This window comes from Vibrio sp. 10N.239.311.G01 (assembly GCF_041465805.1).
GTDB classification, from domain to species: Bacteria; Pseudomonadota; Gammaproteobacteria; order Enterobacterales; family Vibrionaceae; genus Vibrio; species Vibrio crassostreae_C.
This window is the reverse complement of record NZ_JBFSRM010000017.1, coordinates 14227-34724: the sequence shown is the minus strand read 5'-3', so window position 1 is coordinate 34724 and position 20498 is coordinate 14227. Positions and strand designations below refer to the sequence as shown.

Here is a 20498-nt window from a genome sequence, read left to right as displayed (position 1 = left end):
AAACAATTAAGGGCTCAATCAGAGCCCTTACATTTGTGTCGGCTCGGGTTCTTAGAACTCGTGATCCGCTGTGTCTGGGTTTAGGCTATCAATGCCAATCACACCCGCAGCACGCTCAATAGCCGCTGTTTGAGACACTAGCGCAACAATTGTTTTGTTTACTAGTGCATTACCCGCAGCGTTGTCAGCAGCGATTAGCTGATCGAAGTGCTGGTTGTTTTTCTCTGCAGACGTTACTAATTCGCCTACTTGTGCACGTGCTAGGTCAAACTGCTTTTGAATCTCTTTCGCAGCTTGCTCATCTTTTTGCTCTACTAGGTCGAACAGGCTTGGGCCGGAAAGCAGAGTACCGTCTTCACGCTTGTATAGACCCGTGTAAACGTTGTAGATGCCTTGCTCGTTGTAGTAGTGAGAGTTGTGCGTGTTATCAGAGAAACAATCGTGCTCGTCTTCAGTAGAGTTTGCTTCTAGTGCAACCTTCATACGCTCACCCGCTAGCTCACCTAGAGACAGTGAACCCATGCCAAACAGCATTTTACGAAGACCATTCTCGCTAGATTCTGAAAGAAGCTCTTGACGGTAGTTGCCTTTCTCGCCTTCAGCCCACTGCTTTTCCATCCATTCTAGGTCTTGGATAAGTAGCTCAGCAGATGCTTTTAGGTATGCGCCACGACGGTCACAGTTGCCGTTAGTACACTCAGCGCCAACAACGAAATCAGTGTAAGCACGCTCACCTGCACCGCTGTTTGTACCGTTTAAATCTTGGCCCCAAAGTAGGAATTCAATTGCGTGGTAGCCAGACGCTACGTTCGCTTCAGAACCACCGATCTCGTTCAAGTCTGCGATTAGCTCAGGGGTGATGTTGGTTGCATCAACGGTAGTCTGACCAATTTGGAAAGTCTTGTTAGCCACGATGTTTGCGCTAGCGCCTTCGTTACCAAGTTCATATTGGTAATCAGTCGAAACATAATCAATCAGGCCTTCATCTAGTGGCCATGCGTTCAGTTGGCCTTCCCAATCATCAACAACAGCGTTGCCGAAGCGGAAAACTTCTGACTGTTGGTATGGTACGCGAGACTCAAGCCAAGCTTGTTTTACTTGTTCGAAGTTGCCAGCAGAAGGAGAAGCTAAGAAGGTATCAATAGAAGAGTTCAACGCTTTTGCTGTAATTACTGAATCTGCAAACACTGCATGCGCAATATCTGCGTAATGTTCTACAACTTGATCTTGAGTTACTGCTGCGAAAGAAGAAGCAGAGGCAAAAATGAGTGACGAAGTTACGGCTTTTGTCACTAAAGATTTAATGGTCATGAAGCATCCTTGTTGAGCTTTAAATTATTATTCGTAGTAATAGTGCAAACCATTATCATTTGCACCACGGATTGAAATAATACAAACTTACAATTTTATTGCAAGATAAATACAAAAAAACCTCACATATGTGAGGTCTTTAAACATTTTTATGTTAAGCGTAACAAAGAGGCTAATCAGATATCCAGATTATGCTTACCGTGTGAGACTTTTGCCTTCAGGTAGCTTTCATTACCCGATTTGATATGAGCAGAGGTATTCACCACTTCTTCAATCTCAATACCAAAAGATTTTAGCTCATTGATCTTCTTAGGGTTGTTGGTGACTAAGCGGATTTTTGTAGTACCTAAGGCGCGTAGCATTTCAGCAGCTTCAGTAAAATCGCGTAGATCATCGCCAAAACCTAGGTGGTTGTTGGCTTCATAGGTGTTCATGCCTTCGCTTTGCAGACGGTACGCATCGATTTTGTTGTACAAGCCAATACCACGACCTTCTTGGCGAAGATAAAGGATCACCCCACCCGTCTCACCCATAATTCTAATGGTTTCGTCTAACTGCTCGCCACAGTCACAGCGAGAAGAATGGAAAACATCACCAGTCAGGCACTCAGAGTGCATACGAACAAGAGGTATGTCTTGTGTCTTGTCTGCTGATTTAAATATCACAGCAACATGCTCTTTATCTGTTTTCAATCCATGAAAAGACAGAAGTTCAGCATCTATATTGCTTGTTACCCCTACTTTGAAATCTATTCTGGCACGCACTTCCGCCATAGCTATACTCACTTGAAAATTCGATGTATTTAACAACACTACATTATATGTCTAGGCAATATTTTGTAGCTAACTATCTAATGATAGACACTATGAGGCTGTTAACAATTTTTTTCAAGGTCGACCTCGTACAAATTGTTATAATATAACAATTATTTTTCACATAAGAAAAAACCCCACATTGGGATGACCAACATGGGGTTATAAATTAATCAGTTGCGGCTAAGACTACGATTTTTTACAGAACGATCAACTTACTTGAGTTTGCTTCCAGATGACAAGCTGAACCCAAGCGTTCTCTAATTCGGTTAACTCTTCTTGAGTAAGCGTAGAAATGCTCGACTTTGCACTGTATTTTTCTGCCCATTTATCAGATCGGACATGAGTATGGAACTCTTTCTTTAAATTTGAGATTACGTTATCCACAGATACATCCTTATATAGCAGTGCTTAGCCTTTATAATCGGTCAATGTTACAAAATACAGGTCAATTGGTAAACAGTAATACACAATTTTTATGAGCTCTTCCTAACACTTTTTACTGATAAATATATAAATAAGAGAAATAATAGGCTCGGTAGCAACCAAAGTAATAGATTTGAAACCTTCATCGCCGGCTTATAAAGTACAAATTCACCAAATCTTTTCGTCATATATCGAGTAATCTCATTATTACTCTTCCCTGCTTTCACCATATTGAATACAACGAGGCGTAATTCTTTTGCAATTGGAGAGTTCGACTCAATCAAGTTTTGATTCTGGCATTGCGGGCAACGTAGGGTTTTTGCCAATGTAATAGCGCGCTGCTGTTGTTCTGGGTTTTCAAACTCAAACAGTTCAACTTGAATACTCGTGTCCTTATTACTGGCTGTAAACAGATCTTCTGCCAAAATCGGAAAACTAATAACCATAAGCGTAGACAGCACAACGAGTGCTTGTATTAAAGGCTTCATCATCCATTCGCACCATCAAAATACATCGCAAGTTCTTCTTGCCACACTGATTCGTTGATCACGCCCAGTAACTTCTTAATGATTTGGCCGTCAGCGTCGACCAGATACGTTTCAGGAGTACCGATTACGCCGAGTTCTAACGCTAGCTTACCTTGAGGATCACTGATCACCGTTGAGTACGGATTGCCATCGCTCGATAACACATTGATCGCTGCCCCGGAGTTATCTCGATAATTGAGCCCAACAATTGGAATACCTTTATCATGAAGTTTGAGCAAAAAAGCGTGCTCAGTTTTACATATACCGCACCACGAAGCCCATACATTAACCAGTTGATAAGGATGCTGAGTGACATCAGCCAACGTAATTTCCTGTTTACTACTGATGCCTTCACTATTCGCTAACGCAGTAGATATGAATTCTGGGAATGCCCTTTTTTGCTCCGACACAATCGTCGATTGCTGCTTATTATTGAGCGCAAAGGCAAAACCCAACACCACCATTAATGCCAAGATAATTAACGTGATGAGCTTGTTACGAACGCTGGTATGCATACTGTGACGCCTTAACGGTTTTCTTTTTACGATGAGTCAATGAGAGTAAAGCGCCAAGAATGGAGAACAACCCACCAAACCAGATCCAGCGTGCATACGCCTTGTATTGCACTCGAAATGCATAAGCGGTGGAATCGACTTTCTCGCCCATGGTGATATAAACATCGCCATGCCAGAACCACTTCATTGCAGGCTCACTCATGTTCATGACTCGAACTTGGTAGTGTCTTCTTTCTGGCGCTATGGTAAAGCTTTTATCGCCGGCATCTAAGTTTAGTATCGCCTTCTCTGCGGTAAAATTTGAGGCGACATAAAGCTCGGTATCACGATGAGAAAGCGTCCAATCCATGAACTCTACTTGTGCGCCTGGGCTTAGTTTATAGCTGCGCTCAAATGAGTGATAGCTATTCATTGCAGCACCTACAGCGAGTACTGCAACCCCGACATGAGCAAAGGTCATCACCCAGACTTTGCGTTGGAACTTAGAACTTCGGGTAACCACTAAGCCGTAAACATGAGTGAGTAAAACCCAGAATGCGAGGCCCCAAGTCAGCAGTGCCATCATTTGGGTCTGCTCGACTTGCAAAGCGTAACAGGCGAACCCTAGACCAATAGATACTAGAGCGATCAGCGTAATAACACCTTTAGTCGCTTGAGGTTTAATACTCAGCAAAGGGGCTAAGCCGACGACGGCTAACGCAAGCAAAGCCAAAGGAGCAATCAACAAATTAAAGTAAGGCGCACCTACCGATATGTTCCCCAACCCAAGCAGTTCAAAGACCATTGGATAAAACGTACCAAACACCACAACAGCGGTCGCCAGGACAAAAATGAGCACCGCAACTAGGCTTAAAAAGCTCTTACTCGCGAAGCTAGTAATCGGGTTAGATTCAAAAGACTCTCCTCTGATGATAAGCAGAGAAAATGAGCTCACCAGTACCAACACTAATATAAGTAGCAGTGCGATACCTTTGGTTGGGTCAACAGCAAAAGCATGCACCGACGTTAATACGCCAGAACGAACAATAAAGGTGCCTAAGATACTCAAACAAAACGTAATGAAAGCAAGGCTGAGAGACCATTTCAAGAGCTGTTGTTTGCCCTTAGCAACGCCTAAGCTGTGCAGTAAAGCTGTTGAAGTAAGCCACGGCAACAAGCTGGCATTTTCAACAGGATCCCAGAACCACCAGCCGCCCCAGCCTAATTCGTAATACGCCCACCAAGAGCCAAGAATGATCCCTGCAGTTAAAAAGGTCCAAGCGACTAGACACCAACTGCGACAATGCGCAACCCAATCAAATTCAATTGGATCAACCAGCAAAGCGGCAACTGCAAATGCCAGAACCACAGAAAAGCCGACATAGCCAAGGTAAAGTAGTGGCGGGTGAAAAATCAAACCAACATCTTGCAACATAGGGTTAAGGTCACGCCCTTCTAGCGGCAAGATCGAGTTCATTTCAAATGGATTTGATGCGAATAACGTGAACCAAGCAAATATCGCGAGTAACACATTCATCACCCACAATACGCAGCTCTGATACTCAGAAGAATATTGCTTTTGTAGGGCAATCACACCCGACCAACAGCTAATGGTTAAGACCCAAAATAGCAATGAGCCTTCATGTCCAGCCCACACAGCGGCCATTTTGAAGAAGGTGGGTAATTGAGTATTGGAGTGTTCTGCAACATAGAGGATGGAAAAGTCGTCACCTACAAAGGCATAGCCAAGTAAAACGATAGCGCCAATGGAAAACAAAGCGCTAGAGAGGGAGAAACTGCGAATTAAAGCCACATTTTGTGCTTGTTTAGTTAGCATTTGATACATCGAATACACAGCGATAATGCTGCTGAGAACAGCGACCAAAATTAAACTAAACAGCCCCAAAGAACCGACCATATCACCTCAATCAGGCTCTACCTAAGCAGAACCAAGTTAAACCATTATTGGCATTGATTGCTCAACTAGCTGATGTAACTCAACTAGCTATTATTACTCAACTAGCTACTGTTACTCAGCGAAAAGAAATTTAGTGAGCAGATGTTTAGTATCCAACATCCACTCACTTATAACCTTGAGCGAAATTAAGCTAACGTTAATTGTCCTGCATAAAGGACAAACGTTCTTAGCATTAATACGCCCATCAGACTCAATGAAGTAACAGAGAAAATATACACAGTACTATGGCGAACCGATGCTGGTGTCACGGCGTTAAGCAACAAGGGTAAAACCATACCCACACCAATTACGCCATACCAGAACCAACTTGCCCAGAAACCACCGCCAATCGCGTTCCATACTGCCTGCTCACTTTGACCACCAGCAAATATCAACCCAGTGAAGAAAGTAACAAGGACAAACAGTTCAAACATAACAACAGGACGTTCGAAGCCGTGGATCCAAGAAATACTCGCACTATGCGGAGACTCCTTAAAGACCAACACACCAAATAAAATACATGCCGCCGCTCCCGAGGATAAACTCGAGAATAAGAACAATATCGGCAACACTGGGTTATTCAGCATTGGGAAGGTATTTAGCGCAGAGAGTAAGAAGCCAGTGTAAGCCGCAAGTAATAGCGCAAGCACAGCTAAGAATATTTCAAAAACATTCTCAAAAGATTCTAATTTGCCAATCCAGTTACTGACAAAATCGAATCGCCCTTTTAACCATGCTTGATCACTCAAGAATACGGCAATCTGATTTCGGAATATAATGCCGATCCAAACAAATAGGATCACCATATACACTTGGAATAAGATCACACCCATCGACATCACTGACGTCGGATTATAAAAGATCATGATCTTCCAAAATGATAGTGGTTTCGTCAGGTGGAAAACCAAGATCAATAAACCTGAGATGATCCCGAATGGTGCTAGAAAAGCCGTTGCCTTTAATACACCATTATTCGCTGGATCGTCCTCAATCACCTTTCTCTTAAGGTAAATCGAGATCATCACTGCCCCCGCTGACATACCCGCCAAAAACAGATAGATAGCAATGATCCAGTCCCAAACCACGGTACCTGATTGAAACGCTGTATCCCATGCACTCATAATCAAATCTCCCCTTTTTGGTGTGGCACTTTATAGAGTTTTGGCTGAGTACCTAGATAAGCCTTATCTCTGTAAACCACTTCAGATTTAAGTACCTGGTTTATCTCGCTCTTAGGGTCATTTAAGTCGCCAAATATCAGCGCATTGGTAGGGCAAGATTCAACACAAGCAGGCAACTTCCCTTGTGCAAGATTGGTATCACGACAGAAGTTACATTTATCTGCGGACTTGTTCTCAGGATGGAAAAAGCGCACTTGATATGGGCAAGCCAATAGACAATAACCACAACCGACACACTTCTCTTGATGAACGTCGACAATGCCGGTTTTTTCATCTTTGTAGGCCGCGCCTGTTGGGCAAACCATCACACAAGGTGCGTTATCACAATGCTGGCAAGAGTTACGAGTAAAACGGTAATCAACATTGGGATATTCGCCTTGGGGCTCACTCTTAATAATTTCTAAGCGCGATACACCTTCAGGTACTTTGTTTACTTCACGACATGCTTCGGTACAGGCGGTACAACCAATACAAGCGGTTTCGTCATGAATCATTCCATAACGTTTAGTGCCATCTTCTTGAACATTGGCTAGCGTCTTGCGACTTGTTACTGCCGCAGTTCCCGCTACACCTGTGGTAAAAATAACGGCACCAGCGCCTGCTAAAAAGTTTCTTCTTGAGCAGCTCATAGATTACTCCTCTTCTTTCTTCTGGTTGAAGTCTGAATGGCAATCCACACACAGCTTGATGGTTTGCTTCTTATCTAAGCCCAACACCTTTGCTTCAGTCGCATGAACATCATGGCAGTTTGAACACGTTAAGTTTTGCGCGTGAACATCGTGAGTCCAACTCGCTTCACGCAGATCATCAGGCTTGTGACAATCGATACATTGACTATTGGCATCTAAAATTAAGCTAGGGTCTAGGAAAACCTTTTCAGTTCCCGGTTGTGATTGAGCCTCGCGATACTTCACCACTTCAGGCGCACCTTCACGGTGATCGGGGCTAATAGAACTATGACAGTCGGTGCAATTTACTTCGCGGCCAAGCAAAGCGTGTGCACTTTCACCATGTGAACCCAATACCGTTTCTTTTGAATCTTTATGGCATTGAACACACTTGTAGTCTTTGTCGCGGATTAATTCGACTTCATGTCTTGTTGATTCTCCTACTGGCGTAACAGCAGGCTCAGCAACAGCATGAATGGGATAACCATAGAGGCAGAATGCTAGAAGGGATTTAAGCATTATGACTATGGCCAATTTAATATTGCCCATTTTATCCTTTCCTTATACCGGCATTATTTAACTCTCAACTAAATAATATTCCGGTTAAACAAAAGTACCCTTAAACGATATTATTACCGCTTAAATGATATCAATTCTTATTTTGGATAAGCCACAACGCTTTCTATAGTTAGAATATACCTCTAATTGGGTAATACGAAATTTGGATGGGTTAATCTGTGAACGCAATCACCCTATTTATATCATGGTCAATTTAAGTAATTGATTGTTATATATGATAATAATTCTCAATTAAATTTTAATAATACTGCCCGCCAATACCCCTTTAGGGGTGTATAAACTTCAACGTGATTGAAGTCACTACCATTAATTGATCTAAGACAAGCTATATCCAACACGTAACAAAATGTGTTTGTTTATGAATTAATATAAACAGGAATTCTCCAGTTCTTAATTTGAATAGCAAACTCACAACGCTTGGTATAAGAATCAGTATATTGGAGATATCACTGTGAAAAAGCATTGGATACGTAATTCGGTCACAGCACTATTAATGGTTAGCGCATCACTAGCAAGCGCGACCAGTTTTGCTGCGTCTGAACAAAAAGAAATTGGCGATCCTCGTAACGACCAGTTCGAGCAAAACCACCCAGATCAATATCATTCATGGAGACAGACTTCAGAAAGCGAAACCATAGAAGATGCACTAAAAGAAGATCCCAACATGGTTATCATGTGGGCTGGCTACGGCTTCGCAAAAGATTACAACAAGGCACGTGGTCACTTTTATGCGATTGACGATGTACGACAAACGCTTCGTACTGGCGGCCCAACAGACGAAAGCTCAGGCCCAATGCCAATGGCATGTTGGAGCTGTAAGAGCCCAGACGTAGCACGTGTTATTGAAGAACGTGGCGAAGATGGTTACTTCGAAGGTAAGTGGGCGCGTCTTGGCAACGAGATCATTAACCCTATTGGCTGTTCAGACTGTCACGATACCAAAAGCGAAGGCTTTAAAAATGGTGAACCAGCTCTTAAGGTGACTCGTCCTTACGTTGAACGTGCATTTGAAACGATTGGTAAAAAGTTTGATGAACAAAGCCGCTTAGACCAACAAGCATCTGTTTGTGCTCAGTGCCACGTGGAATACTACTTCACAGGGCCAACCAAAGGTGTGAAATTCCCTTGGGACCAAGGTACAACCGTTGGCGACATGGAACGCTACTATGATGCAATCAACTTTAAAGATTGGACGCATAAAGTATCGAAAGCACCAATGCTGAAAGCACAGCACCCAGGTTTTGAAACATGGCGCGAAGGCATCCATGGTAAGAACAAAGTCGTTTGTGCTGACTGTCATATGCCGAAAGTTACCAAAGAAGATGGCACTGTTTATACCGACCATAAAGTGGGTAACCCATTCGACCGCTTCGAAGATACGTGTGCAAACTGTCACACTCAATCGAAAGAAACCATGCGTAACATCGTTTCAAGCCGCAAAGCGCAAGTTCTGAACATGAAGCTGACTGCTGAGAAACAAATCGTAGCTGCTCACTTTGAAGCAGGCGCGGCATGGGAAGCGGGTGCGACAGAGCAAGAGATGGAGCCTATCCTACTGGATATCCGTCACGCTCAATGGCGTTGGGACTACGCTATTGCATCTCACGGCATTCATATGCATGCACCTGAAATCGCTCTAGAAGTGCTAGGTACTGCCGTTGACCGCGCAGCCGATGCTCGAACTAAGATTGTTCGTCTACTGGCGAAGAAAGGCATCACCGATCCAATCGAGATTCCAGATATCTCGACAAAAGAAGCAGCTCAAAAAGCGCTTGGAATGGACATGGATAAGATGAACGCTGAGAAACAACACTTCTTAGACACTGTTGTTCCTAAATGGGAAGAGCAAGCTGAAAAGCGTGAAGCCAACTACGAATACTAGTTTCTTCAATTAGACCATTACGTAAAAACCAGTCACACTATTGTTGTGTGGCTGGTTTTTTTAGGTTTTGGGGAAGACACATCAATATCGCCCCCCCGATCCGCTCGCCAATTCAAGGAATAAACAATGAAAATCTTACTTTCGCTTTCGGCATTATGTATTGCACTACTCAGTTCAGGCGTTCACGCCTCAGAACGAGCAGAAACAGGGTGGGAAATGATTGAGAAAGGCGCATTGGTAGTTGATGTCAGAACACCTGAGGAGTTCAAACAAGGGCATCTCGACAACGCCATTAACTACCCACTGTCTGAGGTCGCAACACACTTTGCCAACATAGATAAAGACCAGCCAATCGTGTTGTATTGCCGCAGTGGTAATCGCTCAGGACAAGCCTATCAATTCTTACAAGCTCAAGGGTTTACTCAAATCCACAACGCAGGTGGCCTGATTGAAATGCAGGAAAGTAAATAGCCAAAGGCTAACGATTAACGACTAGCGATTGGGCCAAGCTTAACGGATCATCTGTTTGGCTTGGTTGATCGAGTGGATAATAGAAACACGATCAATCCCCTTCTGATTAGAGTCGAGAATTTGAGTCCAAGCATCGATCGCTTGTTGATAGCGCATACTGATGAAGTGATCGGTCGCGATTAACATCAAGGCCGTTCGATCGTTCGGATCAAGATCCATAGATTGCTCTAGCAGTTTGTTGACGTCATCACTCATCGCTTGTGAACTGAGATAATAAAGTGCGGTAGCTTTAGCGGCATACAAGCCTGAAGGCGCTTGAGGGTCTAAGCGAATCGCGTAGTCGTAACAGGTAAACGCCGCATCAAACTCCCCTTTCTGCATATAAACACCACCAAGCTTAAACCAAAGATCTGATTGATTAGGGTCTTGCTCCAAGCTCTGCTGAAGTTCATTTTGGAAATCTGTTGTTGTATAGCTGCTGTCGTCACTTGAAGTAAGTTGAGGGGCTTCTTGTTTCATCTGAGACCAAACCAGAATGCTGACTAATATCGCCACACATGAAATAAGGAGGTTGCTTTTCAGATGACTGGTCTTTCTGTTTGATGCGATCACGATTGCCACTAGAAATAGGCTCATTAGCAGCAAAGCAATCAGTAACCAGATATCCATTCCACTCTCCTTTCATTGACGCTTTACTGTACCTTTTTCTCACTAAAACAATATTGATCGAGGTTTAGCTATTGGCTTTTACACAAGTCACAGCCAAATTTTAGGTAATAAAAAACCGAGCACAATGGCTCGGCTTTTTGTCTCAACTTCTATTTATAGAAGTGAAAGATTACTCAGTGTCTTGCTCGCTATCAGAAGCGTCTGATGCTTGCTCTTCACTTGATTCAGAAACGACTGCTGCTTCAGCGTTTGCTACTTCAGCTTCGCCTTCAACAACCTCAGCTTCTTCTACTTCGTCGATACGTTGTAGACCTACAACATTCTCGTCGTCAGAAGTACGAATCAGTGTTACACCTTGAGTGTTACGACCAACTTGGCTTACTTCCGCAACGCGAGTACGTACTAGCGTACCTGCGTCGGTGATCATCATCATTTCGTCGCCTTCTTCAACTTGAACAGCGCCAACAACTGGGCCATTACGTTCAGAGACTTTGATAGATACCACACCTTGCGTTGCACGGCCTTTCGTTGGGTATTCAGCTAGTTCAGTACGCTTACCGTAACCGTTTTGAGTCACAGTTAGGATATCGCCTTCGTTAGAAGGAACAATCAACGATACTACTTGATCGTCTTCTGGAAGCTTCATACCACGAACACCAGAGGCAGTACGGCCCATTGCACGTACTTTGTCCTCGTTAAAGCGAACAACTTTGCCCGATTTAGAGAACAGCATGATGTCGCTATCACCGTTAGTGATGTCAACGCCAATCAGTGAATCATCGTCACGTAGGTTAACGGCAATTAGGCCGTTAGCACGTACGTTTGCGAACTGATCCAGTGATGTCTTCTTAACAGTACCGTCGCCGGTTGCCATGAAGATGAATTTCTCGTTAGAGAACTCAGAAACAGGCAGGATAGCCGTGATACGCTCACCTTCTTCTAGAGGAAGAATGTTAACGATAGGCTTACCACGAGCAGTACGACTTGCTAATGGCAGTTGGTAAACTTTCAGACGGTATGTCTTACCACGAGTAGAGAAACATAGGATGTTATCGTGAGTATTAGCTACAAGCAGACGCTCAATGTAATCCTCATCTTTCATCTTAGTTGCACTCTTACCTTTACCACCACGACGCTGAGCTTCGTAGTCGCTTAGGATTTGGTACTTAACGTAACCTGCGTTAGAAAGCGTTACTACAACGTCTTCTTGAGCAATCAGCTCTTCCATGTCGATGTCATGAACTGCCGCTGTGATTTCTGTACGACGCTCGTCGCCATAGATTTCACGTACTGCTTCAAGTTCTTCACGGATAACTTCCATCAAACGCTCAGTGCTTGCAAGAATGTGCATTAGCTCAGCGATTTCTTCTAGAAGGGCTTTGTACTCGTCTAGAATCTTCTCGTGCTCAAGGCCTGTTAGGCGGTGAAGACGAAGTTCTAGAATAGCTTGTGCTTGTGTTTCCGTTAGGAAGTATTGACCATCGCGGATGCCGTATTGGTCTTCCAACCAATCAGGACGAGCTGCGTCAGTGCCTGCACGCTCAAGCATTGAAGCAACGTTACCAAGATCCCAACCACGAGACACTAAACCAACTTTAGCTTCTGCTGGTGTTGGCGCGCTCTTGATCAGTTCAATGATTTCATCAATGTTAGCAAGTGCTAGAGACAATGCTTCAAGGATGTGTGCACGGTCGCGTGCTTTCTTCAATTCGAAGATAGTACGACGAGTCACAACTTCGCGACGGTGGTCTACGAAGCACTTAAGCATGTCTTTGATGTTGAACAACTGTGGTTGACCGTTATTCAACGCAACCATGTTGATACCGAAAGTCGTTTGCAGTTGAGTTTGAGCGTATAGGTTGTTAAGAACCACTTCGCCTACTGCATCACGCTTACATTCAATAACAATACGCATACCGTCTTTATCAGACTCGTCACGCAGTGCACTGATGCCTTCTACTTTCTTATCTTTAACCAGTTCAGCAATCTTCTCGATCAAACGAGCTTTGTTTACTTGGTAAGGGATCTCAGTAACGATAATGGTTTCTTTACCATTCTTCTCTACTTCGATATCCGCTTTTGAACGCATGTAAACCTTACCGCGGCCAGTCTTGTAAGCATCTACGATGCCTTTACGACCACTGATAAGTGCTGCTGTTGGGAAGTCAGGACCAGGGATATAGTCCATTAGCTCATCAATAGTGATATCTTCATTATTGATAAATGCTAAACAGCCATCAACAACTTCACCAAGGTTATGTGGTGGGATGTTGGTAGCCATACCTACTGCGATACCAGAAGCACCGTTTACCAATAGGTTAGGAATTTTTGTAGGAAGTACTGCTGGAATTTGTTCTGTACCATCGTAGTTCGGTACGTAATCCACAGTTTCCTTATCAAGGTCAGCCAGGAGCTCGTGAGCAATTTTCGCCATACGAACTTCGGTATAACGCATTGCAGCCGCGGAGTCGCCATCGATAGAACCAAAGTTACCTTGGCCATCAACTAGCATGTAACGCAGTGAGAACGGTTGCGCCATACGAACAATAGTATCGTATACAGCACTATCACCATGTGGGTGGTATTTACCGATTACATCACCTACTACACGAGCAGACTTTTTATATGGTTTGTTCCAATCATTACCTAGTACATTCATCGCGAACAAAACGCGGCGGTGTACAGGTTTTAGGCCATCACGCACATCTGGAAGGGCACGACCAACGATGACGGACATCGCGTAGTCTAGGTATGAACCTCTAAGCTCATCTTCAATATTTACGGGCGTGATCTCTTTCGCTAGATCGCTCATAGAGCCATTTTCCCTCTATAGTCAGATCGTATTTTTGAATACGTATAAGACCGAAAAATATAACACAAATTTACCTACGGAGGCATCACTTTCCCTCTCCTTTTACCATCTTGTGACCCTTGTAGCCAATCAATTGATGAGAAATTGCACCTCCGCATCATATCTTGCTGAAACATGGTCACTTTACATCCAATAAACTAGCAAAATTGTAGATCTTCTGGTCAGCGCGAAAAGGCAAGTTATAATGCCTGCAATTTCATGGATGCATTATTTAACTTGGAAATGCCGATTATGACTAAATCACAGAACGTAGACCCAGCAGAAATCAAGAAATTCGAAGACATGGCGTCACGCTGGTGGGATCTAGAAGGCGAATTTAAGCCACTACATCAAATCAACCCACTGCGCCTAAATTACGTGCTAGAAAAGACCGAAGGTTTATTTGGTAAGAAAGTCCTCGATGTTGGCTGCGGTGGCGGCATTTTGGCTGAAAGCATGGCTGTTGAGGGCGCAGTAGTCACTGGCCTAGATATGGGTAAAGAACCGCTAGAAGTGGCACGTCTTCACGCATTGGAAACTGGCACCAAGCTCGATTACATCCAGAGCACTATCGAAGACCACGCAGAACAGAACCCACAGACGTACGATGTGGTAACGTGCATGGAAATGCTTGAACACGTTCCTGACCCACAATCTGTTATCACTGCCTGTTCGAAATTGGTGAAACCGGGCGGCCACGTGTTCTTTTCTACATTAAACCGTAATTTCAAATCTTACTTGTTTGCGATTGTTGGTGCAGAGAAGCTATTGAGGATCGTTCCAGAAGGCACTCATGAACACGAGAAGTTCATTCGCCCTGCTGAACTTATCAAGATGGTCGATAACACTCCGCTGCAAGAACTAGGGATTACAGGGCTGCACTACAATCCTCTTACGGACACTTATCGTTTAGGCACAAATGTAGACGTAAACTACATCGTCCACACGAAAAACTTTGGCTAAAAAATATCGGTAGCCCTACCGTAAAACCTTTTGTAAAAAAGACGAATGAAAAGAGTTGCAATTACCATAACTTTGCGACTTTTTTCAGTCTAAATTTCGTGCGCTAGCTTCCATTTTGACCACCTCGATTTAAATTTAATCGCCTAAAATCAATCGCCCATTTTGGCCAAAGATCAAGGAATTTTTTTTTATGGGCGTGCAAAAATAAAGCATCATTAAAAGCCGACTTTTATACAATCAAGTCACATATAACCTCATCAGTTAGTGGTCACTTACAGTTTTTTTTCAATCCACCACTTATCCACAAGCAACCCCATTTCTTTACCTTGAAAAATATCAGTTGTAGCACTATCTTGTAACCCAACAAACAAATGACCCCTATATGTTGTGTTTGAACTACAATGTATGGGTAGACCAAGATCACAAAGCCGAAACGTAATTTACAAAAATTACACAGAAATACACAAAAACACGGCCTTGTTCAGTTTTGTTAGGGAAATTAAGCAGAATGAACCAACAACTTACTGTTACCAAGCGTAACGGGCGCAAAGAAACGATCGATCTAGAGAAGATCCATCGCGTGATTACATGGGCAGCTGAAGGCTTGCACAATGTTTCTGTATCACAAGTAGAATTGAAAGCTCACATTCAGTTTTACGATGGCATCACCACTACTGACATTCATGAAACTATCATCAAGTCAGCAGCGGATTTAATCTCTGAAGAGACTCCTGATTACCAATATCTAGCAGCACGTCTGTCTGTATTCCACCTACGTAAAAAAGCGTACGGCGAATACGAGCCGCCTGCACTGTATGACCACGTTGCAAAACTGGTTGATATGGGTAAATACGATAGCCACCTTATGGAAGATTACACGAAAGCTGAATTCGAAGAGCTTGACGAGTACATCGACCACAAACGTGACTTAGACTTCTCTTACGCAGCGGTTAAGCAGCTCGAAGGTAAATACTTCGTGCAAAACCGTGTAACGAAAGAAATCTACGAGAGTGCTCAGTTCCTTTACATTTTAGTTGCTGCGTGTCTATTCGCTAAATACCCGAAATCGACTCGTCTTGACTACATCAAACGTTTTTACGACGCATCGTCTACGTTTAAGATTTCTCTACCTACACCGATCATGTCTGGTGTACGTACGCCTACTCGTCAATTCAGTTCTTGTGTACTGATCGAGTGTGGTGACAGCCTTGATTCAATCAACGCGACAGCAAGCTCAATTGTTCGTTACGTATCTCAACGTGCTGGTATTGGTATCAACGCAGGTCGTATCCGTGCGCTTGGTTCTGAAATCCGTAATGGTGAAGCGTTCCACACAGGCTGTATCCCTTTCTACAAATACTTCCAAACAGCAGTAAAATGTTGTTCTCAAGGTGGTGTTCGTGGCGGTGCAGCAACGGGATTCTACCCACTATGGCACGGTGAAGTTCAGTCTCTATTAGTACTGAAAAACAACCGCGGCGTTGAAGAGAACCGAGTTCGTCACATGGATTACGGCGTACAGCTGAACAAGCTTATGTACTCTCGCCTAGTTCAGGGTGGCAACATCAGCCTGTTCTCACCTTCAGACGTACCTGGCCTTTACGATGCGTTCTTCGAAAACCAAGACCGTTTTGAAGAGCTATACGTTAAGTACGAAAACGATCCTTCAGTGAAGCGTGAAACGGTTAAAGCCGTTGAGCTTTTCTCTCTGCTAATGCAAGAGCGTGCTTCTACTGGTCGTATCTACATTCAGAACGTTGACCACTGTAATACACACAGCCCGTTTGATTCTGAAGTAGCACCTGTTCGTCAATCGAACCTATGTCTAGAAATCGCGCTTCCTACTAAGCCACTTTCTAACGTAGAAGATGACGAAGGCGAAATTGCACTATGTACGCTTTCAGCATTCAACCTTGGCGCAATCAATGAACTGGACGACCTAGCAGAGCTTTCTGAGCTGGTTGTTCGTGCTCTAGATGCACTGCTTGATTACCAAGACTACCCGCTTCCAGCTGCATACAAGTCGACAATGAACCGTCGTACTTTAGGTGTAGGTGTAATCAACTACGCATACTACCTAGCGAAGAATGGTGTTAAGTACTCTGATGGCAGCGCGAATGGCCTGACTCACCGTACTTTTGAAGCAATTCAATACCACTTGCTAAAAGCATCTGTTGAACTAGCGAAAGAGCAAGGCCGTTGCCCATCTTTCCACGAGACCAACTACGCGAAAGGCCTACTGCCAATCGATACTTACAAAAAAGATATCGACTTAGTATGTGAAGAGCCACTGCACTACGATTGGGATTCTCTACGTGAAGAGATCATGGAGCACGGTCTGCGTAACTCTACGCTAACAGCGCTTATGCCTTCTGAGACATCGTCTCAAATCTCGAACGCGACTAACGGTATCGAGCCACCACGTGGTTACGTATCAGTGAAAGCATCGAAAGACGGCATCCTTAAGCAAGTGGTTCCAGATTTCCTAAATCTTAAAGAGAACTACGAGCTACTTTGGAACATTGGTTCTAACGACGGTTACCTACACCTAGTGGGTATCATGCAAAAATTCGTTGACCAAGCTATCTCTGCAAACACTAACTATGATCCAAGTGTTTACGACAGCGGTAAAGTACCAATGAAGAAGCTGCTTCAAGACCTACTAACAGCGTACAAGTACGGTGTTAAGACGCTTTACTACCATAACACTCGTGATGGTGCTAAAGACGACCAAGGCGATGCAGTTCAAGTGCCGGAAGAAGATTGTGAAGGCGGCGGTTGTAAGATCTAAACCGCAATAAACATTAAGACCCCAGAGAAGAGTTATCTTCTCTGGGTTTAAAGCATTAACAGGGTCCGTTTTATTACGGGTCTTTAAAGGATTTGAGGCATTTATGGCTTACAGTACTTTTTCTCAGCAAAAAAATGACCAACTAAAAGAACCAATGTTCTTGGGTCAGTCGGTAAACGTTGCACGTTACGACCAACAAAAATTCGAAATCTTCGAAAAGCTTATCGAGAAGCAGCTTTCTTTCTTCTGGCGTCCAGAAGAAGTAGACGTGTCTAGCGACCGTATCGACTACAACAAGCTTCCTGAGCATGAAAAGCACATCTTCATCTCTAACTTGAAGTACCAAACGCTTCTAGATTCAATCCAAGGCCGCAGCCCTAACGTTGCCCTACTTCCATTGGTATCTCTACCAGAAGTTGAAACTTGGATTGAAACTTGGTCTTTCTCTGAAACGATTCACTCTCGTTCTTACACGCACATCATCCGTAACATCGTGAATGATCCAGGCGTAGTATTCGACGACATCGTTGAAAATGAAGAGATTCTGAAGCGTGCTAAAGACATCGCTTTCTACTACGACGACCTAATCAAGCTAACGGCTGACTACCACCGCTACGGTGAAGGCAACCACAGCATCAACGGCGAAGACGTCAAGATTTCACTTCACGACCTGAAGAAGAAACTTTACCTATGTCTAATGTCTGTAAACGCACTAGAAGCGATTCGTTTCTACGTAAGTTTCGCATGTTCATTTGCATTCGCTGAGCGTGAGCTAATGGAAGGTAACGCGAAGATCATCAAGCTAATCGCTCGTGATGAAGCCCTTCACCTTACTGGTACACAGCACATGATCAACTTGCTACGCAATGGTCAAGATGATTTTGAATTCATGCAGATCGCTGAAGAGTGTAAGCAAGAGTGTTTCGACCTATTCAAAGAAGCGGCTGAGCAAGAGAAAGAGTGGGCAGAATACCTATTCAAAGATGGCTCTATGATTGGTCTGAACAAAGACATTCTTTGCCAATACGTTGAGTACATTACCAACATCCGTATGCAGGCTGTTGGCCTAGGTACGGCTTACCCAGCAGCAACGTCGAACCCAATTCCATGGATCAACGCTTGGTTGTCTTCAGATAACGTTCAAGTTGCTCCACAAGAAGCAGAAATCAGTTCTTACCTAGTTGGCCAAATCGACAACGAAGTAAAAGCTGACGACTTTGAAGGATTTGAGCTGTAATGCCAACAATCAAAATCAACAAACTGACTTCAATTGAATCTAACCCTTCAAACACTCTGTTGGAAACAATGGAACAAGCTGGGTTAGAGCCAGAATACAACTGCCGAGATGGTCACTGTGGCGCTTGCCGCTGCACGTTGGATTCTGGTGAGGTCGAGTACGTTGGTTTTGCTATGGCTTACACGCAAGGTAATGAGATATTGCCTTGTATCTGTAAAGCAAAGACTGAGCTATCGCTGAGTAACGTTATTCATAGAAACAAGCAAAAACGCGCATAAGCCAGCTGGCTTTAGGTCACTTTGTTCGAATATCGTCAATAAGAATCAAAAAGGGTCCGCTTCCTTTAGGAATGCGGACCCTTTTCTATTTATGTCTTTAGGTATCTAAACCGACTCGTCTATCACTCAACCAAATCTTCCTGTTGGCTTGTGTCATACAAAGCCAAACGTTTATTGCTGAGTCAGGTTAAGAGTCACAGAGCCAATATAACAAGCGCTTCGGCACTCTCCACAGCCGTTACACTTATCTTTGTCCACTGTAGGCAACTCTCCTACTTCGATGTGTATTGCACCAGCTGAACACGCCGTTTGGCATGCTGAACAGTCCATTTGCATGTAATTATTGCAGCTATCCGCAAAGCTCGGCTTGAGGTCGATATAAGGCGTGGCCGTTGGATGAAGTGCGCCGGTCCGACACACTTCAGTGCATTTGTTACACATAGAACAACTGTTGTAATCCAAATTCAGCAGCGCACTGCCCTCTAGCATCTCAATAACGCTATTTGGACACGATTGTTCACACAATCCACAACCGTCGCAAAGACGCTCAAACAGCACCTCATCGACCGCTCTTGGCGGTCTTGCATGCAAGCGCTGTGATATCTCTTCATAATTCGCGGCTGCTTTAACCGGTTTAGAAAGTCGAGTTAAGAAACCGCGTCTATTTGAATTTATTTGTTCAGACATTAGTCGATATATAACTATTTAGTAGCAACGTTTAAATTATATTCAGATATTAAGTACTTAAACCAATCTATTACATCAACCGATAGCTTTTTATAAAAAGATAACTCTGATGCTTTATTTAGTTTTTCTAAATAAACAGAAGACCAAGTTAATAAGTGACCCTCAAGTAATTCACCAGCTGAATTAATGTTATTATTTTCTAACAAATACGCATGAGCGAATAACATTAAACCAAATTGATCTTCCGGCTCTCTTAACCCAGTGTCTAATTCAATCTGATTCAATTCTAAAAACTGGCGATACTCAACCGTAGAAGCACCAAACACAACGCGGTCTTTATCTAGGTACACAGAACCCCAAGGCGGAGCTGGCATGTCTCCAACGCCTTCAAACAGGCGGCTGAACTCTGCTGCGAGCGCATCTTCGTCTTCGCTTCTTAATGCCTGCAAGCATTCTTCAGAGAGTACTTCGCTCTCAACCAAAGCTTCGACAATGGTGATTAACTGTTCTTTACTTGTCGCTTGATAAAATAGCGAACCCAACAATTTATGCGTATCGATAATCATTATTATTTATACCGTTATAGGTTTAAAGATAATTATATTAATTAACTCATTTCATTCTTTGATCTATTTTATACATTCAATTCATAAACTTTAAATTCCACACTTATTTGATGCCAATCAATCAATAATTCGAAATAAATACATAAAG

The 20498-nt window shown here is 43.5% G+C and carries 19 protein-coding genes; 6 read left to right on the top strand and 13 right to left on the bottom strand.

The genetic code is table 11. The features are described from left to right. Nucleotides 1–51: 51 nt before the first annotated feature. From AB6D06_RS14460 to nrfB, 9 genes are all read right to left on the bottom strand, one after another. A complete protein-coding gene (locus tag AB6D06_RS14460; protein WP_017063566.1) occupies nucleotides 52–1311 on the bottom strand; it encodes an imelysin family protein in 1260 nt (419 codons plus the stop codon). Nucleotides 1312–1487: 176 nt separating this feature from the next. Continuing rightward, nucleotides 1488–2084, bottom strand: coding sequence for a GTP cyclohydrolase II (gene ribA / locus AB6D06_RS14455; protein ID WP_372073726.1), 597 nt, complete (start codon nucleotides 2082–2084; stop codon nucleotides 1488–1490). A gap of 249 nt (nucleotides 2085–2333) precedes the next feature. Further along, on the bottom strand, nucleotides 2334–2510 hold the full coding sequence (locus AB6D06_RS14450; RefSeq protein ID WP_017063565.1) for a hypothetical protein: 177 nt from the start codon (nucleotides 2508–2510) through the stop codon (nucleotides 2334–2336). 89 nt (nucleotides 2511–2599) lie between these two features. Beyond that, nucleotides 2600–3040 carry a heme lyase NrfEFG subunit NrfF gene (gene nrfF / locus AB6D06_RS14445; RefSeq protein WP_372110650.1) on the bottom strand — a complete coding sequence of 147 codons (441 nt, stop codon included), beginning with the start codon at nucleotides 3038–3040 and terminating at the stop codon, nucleotides 2600–2602. After that, a complete protein-coding gene (locus tag AB6D06_RS14440) occupies nucleotides 3037–3591 on the bottom strand; it encodes a DsbE family thiol:disulfide interchange protein (protein WP_004733376.1) in 555 nt (184 codons plus the stop codon). The genes nrfF and AB6D06_RS14440 overlap by 4 nt, the downstream gene beginning before the upstream one ends. Next, complete coding sequence (locus AB6D06_RS14435) at nucleotides 3572–5488, bottom strand: heme lyase CcmF/NrfE family subunit (protein WP_372100997.1); 1917 nt, start codon at nucleotides 5486–5488, stop codon at nucleotides 3572–3574. Before AB6D06_RS14435 ends, AB6D06_RS14440 begins: the two co-directional genes overlap by 20 nt. Nucleotides 5489–5673: 185 nt before the next feature. After that, nucleotides 5674–6648: a cytochrome c nitrite reductase subunit NrfD gene (gene nrfD / locus AB6D06_RS14430; protein WP_372100995.1), complete on the bottom strand. Its 975-nt coding sequence runs from the start codon at nucleotides 6646–6648 to the stop codon at nucleotides 5674–5676. A gap of 2 nt (nucleotides 6649–6650) precedes the next feature. Then, complete coding sequence (gene nrfC, locus AB6D06_RS14425; RefSeq protein WP_372100994.1) at nucleotides 6651–7337, bottom strand: cytochrome c nitrite reductase Fe-S protein; 687 nt, start codon at nucleotides 7335–7337, stop codon at nucleotides 6651–6653. Between the two features lie 3 nt (nucleotides 7338–7340). Then, nucleotides 7341–7925 (bottom strand): cytochrome c nitrite reductase pentaheme subunit, encoded by a 585-nt coding sequence (nrfB, locus tag AB6D06_RS14420; protein ID WP_372110645.1) that lies wholly within the window; start codon nucleotides 7923–7925, stop codon nucleotides 7341–7343. A 481-nt stretch (nucleotides 7926–8406) separates the two neighbouring features. Between nrfB and nrfA the strand changes: the two genes are divergently transcribed. Next, nucleotides 8407–9837 carry an ammonia-forming nitrite reductase cytochrome c552 subunit gene (nrfA, locus tag AB6D06_RS14415; RefSeq protein ID WP_017093831.1) on the top strand — a complete coding sequence of 477 codons (1431 nt, stop codon included), beginning with the start codon at nucleotides 8407–8409 and terminating at the stop codon, nucleotides 9835–9837. A gap of 126 nt (nucleotides 9838–9963) precedes the next feature. Next, on the top strand, nucleotides 9964–10308 hold the full coding sequence (locus AB6D06_RS14410; protein WP_372100992.1) for a rhodanese-like domain-containing protein: 345 nt from the start codon (nucleotides 9964–9966) through the stop codon (nucleotides 10306–10308). 39 nt (nucleotides 10309–10347) lie between these two features. Here AB6D06_RS14410 and AB6D06_RS14405 read toward each other — a convergent pair whose 3' ends face one another. Continuing rightward, the gene (locus tag AB6D06_RS14405; RefSeq protein ID WP_371721085.1) at nucleotides 10348–10977 is read right to left on the bottom strand and encodes a tetratricopeptide repeat protein; all 630 of its coding nucleotides are present in this window, start codon (nucleotides 10975–10977) and stop codon (nucleotides 10348–10350) included. Nucleotides 10978–11146: 169 nt separating this feature from the next. Next, nucleotides 11147–13789: a DNA topoisomerase (ATP-hydrolyzing) subunit A gene (gene gyrA / locus AB6D06_RS14400; protein WP_017072500.1), complete on the bottom strand. Its 2643-nt coding sequence runs from the start codon at nucleotides 13787–13789 to the stop codon at nucleotides 11147–11149. Between the two features lie 258 nt (nucleotides 13790–14047). Here gyrA and ubiG point away from each other — a divergent pair, with 258 nt between their 5' ends. The 4 genes from ubiG (at nucleotide 14048) to yfaE (ending at nucleotide 19097) form a co-directional block, all read left to right on the top strand. After that, on the top strand, nucleotides 14048–14791 hold the full coding sequence (ubiG, locus tag AB6D06_RS14395) for a bifunctional 2-polyprenyl-6-hydroxyphenol methylase/3-demethylubiquinol 3-O-methyltransferase UbiG (protein WP_372110640.1): 744 nt from the start codon (nucleotides 14048–14050) through the stop codon (nucleotides 14789–14791). Between the two features lie 508 nt (nucleotides 14792–15299). Further along, nucleotides 15300–17582: a class 1a ribonucleoside-diphosphate reductase subunit alpha gene (nrdA, locus tag AB6D06_RS14390; protein ID WP_372110637.1), complete on the top strand. Its 2283-nt coding sequence runs from the start codon at nucleotides 15300–15302 to the stop codon at nucleotides 17580–17582. 103 nt (nucleotides 17583–17685) lie between these two features. Further along, a complete protein-coding gene (gene nrdB, locus AB6D06_RS14385; RefSeq protein WP_017063554.1) occupies nucleotides 17686–18819 on the top strand; it encodes a class Ia ribonucleoside-diphosphate reductase subunit beta in 1134 nt (377 codons plus the stop codon). Continuing rightward, on the top strand, nucleotides 18819–19097 hold the full coding sequence (gene yfaE, locus AB6D06_RS14380) for a class I ribonucleotide reductase maintenance protein YfaE (RefSeq protein ID WP_010438115.1): 279 nt from the start codon (nucleotides 18819–18821) through the stop codon (nucleotides 19095–19097). The genes nrdB and yfaE overlap by 1 nt, the downstream gene beginning before the upstream one ends. Before the next feature lie 171 nt (nucleotides 19098–19268). Here yfaE and napF read toward each other — a convergent pair whose 3' ends face one another. Next, a complete protein-coding gene (gene napF, locus AB6D06_RS14375; RefSeq protein ID WP_065585169.1) occupies nucleotides 19269–19784 on the bottom strand; it encodes a ferredoxin-type protein NapF in 516 nt (171 codons plus the stop codon). Nucleotides 19785–19798: 14 nt separating this feature from the next. Next, a complete protein-coding gene (locus AB6D06_RS14370) occupies nucleotides 19799–20350 on the bottom strand; it encodes a molecular chaperone TorD family protein (RefSeq protein ID WP_372110633.1) in 552 nt (183 codons plus the stop codon). Between the last annotated feature and the right edge of the window lie 148 nt (nucleotides 20351–20498).

Coding starts and splice junctions, on each gene's coding strand:
- AB6D06_RS14460 (WP_017063566.1), bottom strand. CDS start 1,311: ATGACCATTAAATCTTTAGTGACAAAAGCCGTAACTTCGTCACTCATT.
- ribA (WP_372073726.1), bottom strand. CDS start 2,084: ATGGCGGAAGTGCGTGCCAGAATAGATTTCAAAGTAGGGGTAACAAGC.
- nrfF (WP_372110650.1), bottom strand. CDS start 3,040: ATGATGAAGCCTTTAATACAAGCACTCGTTGTGCTGTCTACGCTTATG.
- AB6D06_RS14440 (WP_004733376.1), bottom strand. CDS start 3,591: ATGCATACCAGCGTTCGTAACAAGCTCATCACGTTAATTATCTTGGCA.
- AB6D06_RS14435 (WP_372100997.1), bottom strand. CDS start 5,488: ATGGTCGGTTCTTTGGGGCTGTTTAGTTTAATTTTGGTCGCTGTTCTC.
- nrfD (WP_372100995.1), bottom strand. CDS start 6,648: ATGAGTGCATGGGATACAGCGTTTCAATCAGGTACCGTGGTTTGGGAC.
- nrfC (WP_372100994.1), bottom strand. CDS start 7,337: ATGAGCTGCTCAAGAAGAAACTTTTTAGCAGGCGCTGGTGCCGTTATT.
- nrfB (WP_372110645.1), bottom strand. CDS start 7,925: ATGGGCAATATTAAATTGGCCATAGTCATAATGCTTAAATCCCTTCTA.
- AB6D06_RS14410 (WP_372100992.1), top strand. CDS start 9,964: ATGAAAATCTTACTTTCGCTTTCGGCATTATGTATTGCACTACTCAGT.
- AB6D06_RS14405 (WP_371721085.1), bottom strand. CDS start 10,977: ATGGATATCTGGTTACTGATTGCTTTGCTGCTAATGAGCCTATTTCTA.
- gyrA (WP_017072500.1), bottom strand. CDS start 13,789: ATGAGCGATCTAGCGAAAGAGATCACGCCCGTAAATATTGAAGATGAG.
- ubiG (WP_372110640.1), top strand. CDS start 14,048: ATGGATGCATTATTTAACTTGGAAATGCCGATTATGACTAAATCACAG.
- nrdA (WP_372110637.1), top strand. CDS start 15,300: ATGAACCAACAACTTACTGTTACCAAGCGTAACGGGCGCAAAGAAACG.
- nrdB (WP_017063554.1), top strand. CDS start 17,686: ATGGCTTACAGTACTTTTTCTCAGCAAAAAAATGACCAACTAAAAGAA.
- yfaE (WP_010438115.1), top strand. CDS start 18,819: ATGCCAACAATCAAAATCAACAAACTGACTTCAATTGAATCTAACCCT.
- napF (WP_065585169.1), bottom strand. CDS start 19,784: ATGTCTGAACAAATAAATTCAAATAGACGCGGTTTCTTAACTCGACTT.
- AB6D06_RS14370 (WP_372110633.1), bottom strand. CDS start 20,350: ATGATTATCGATACGCATAAATTGTTGGGTTCGCTATTTTATCAAGCG.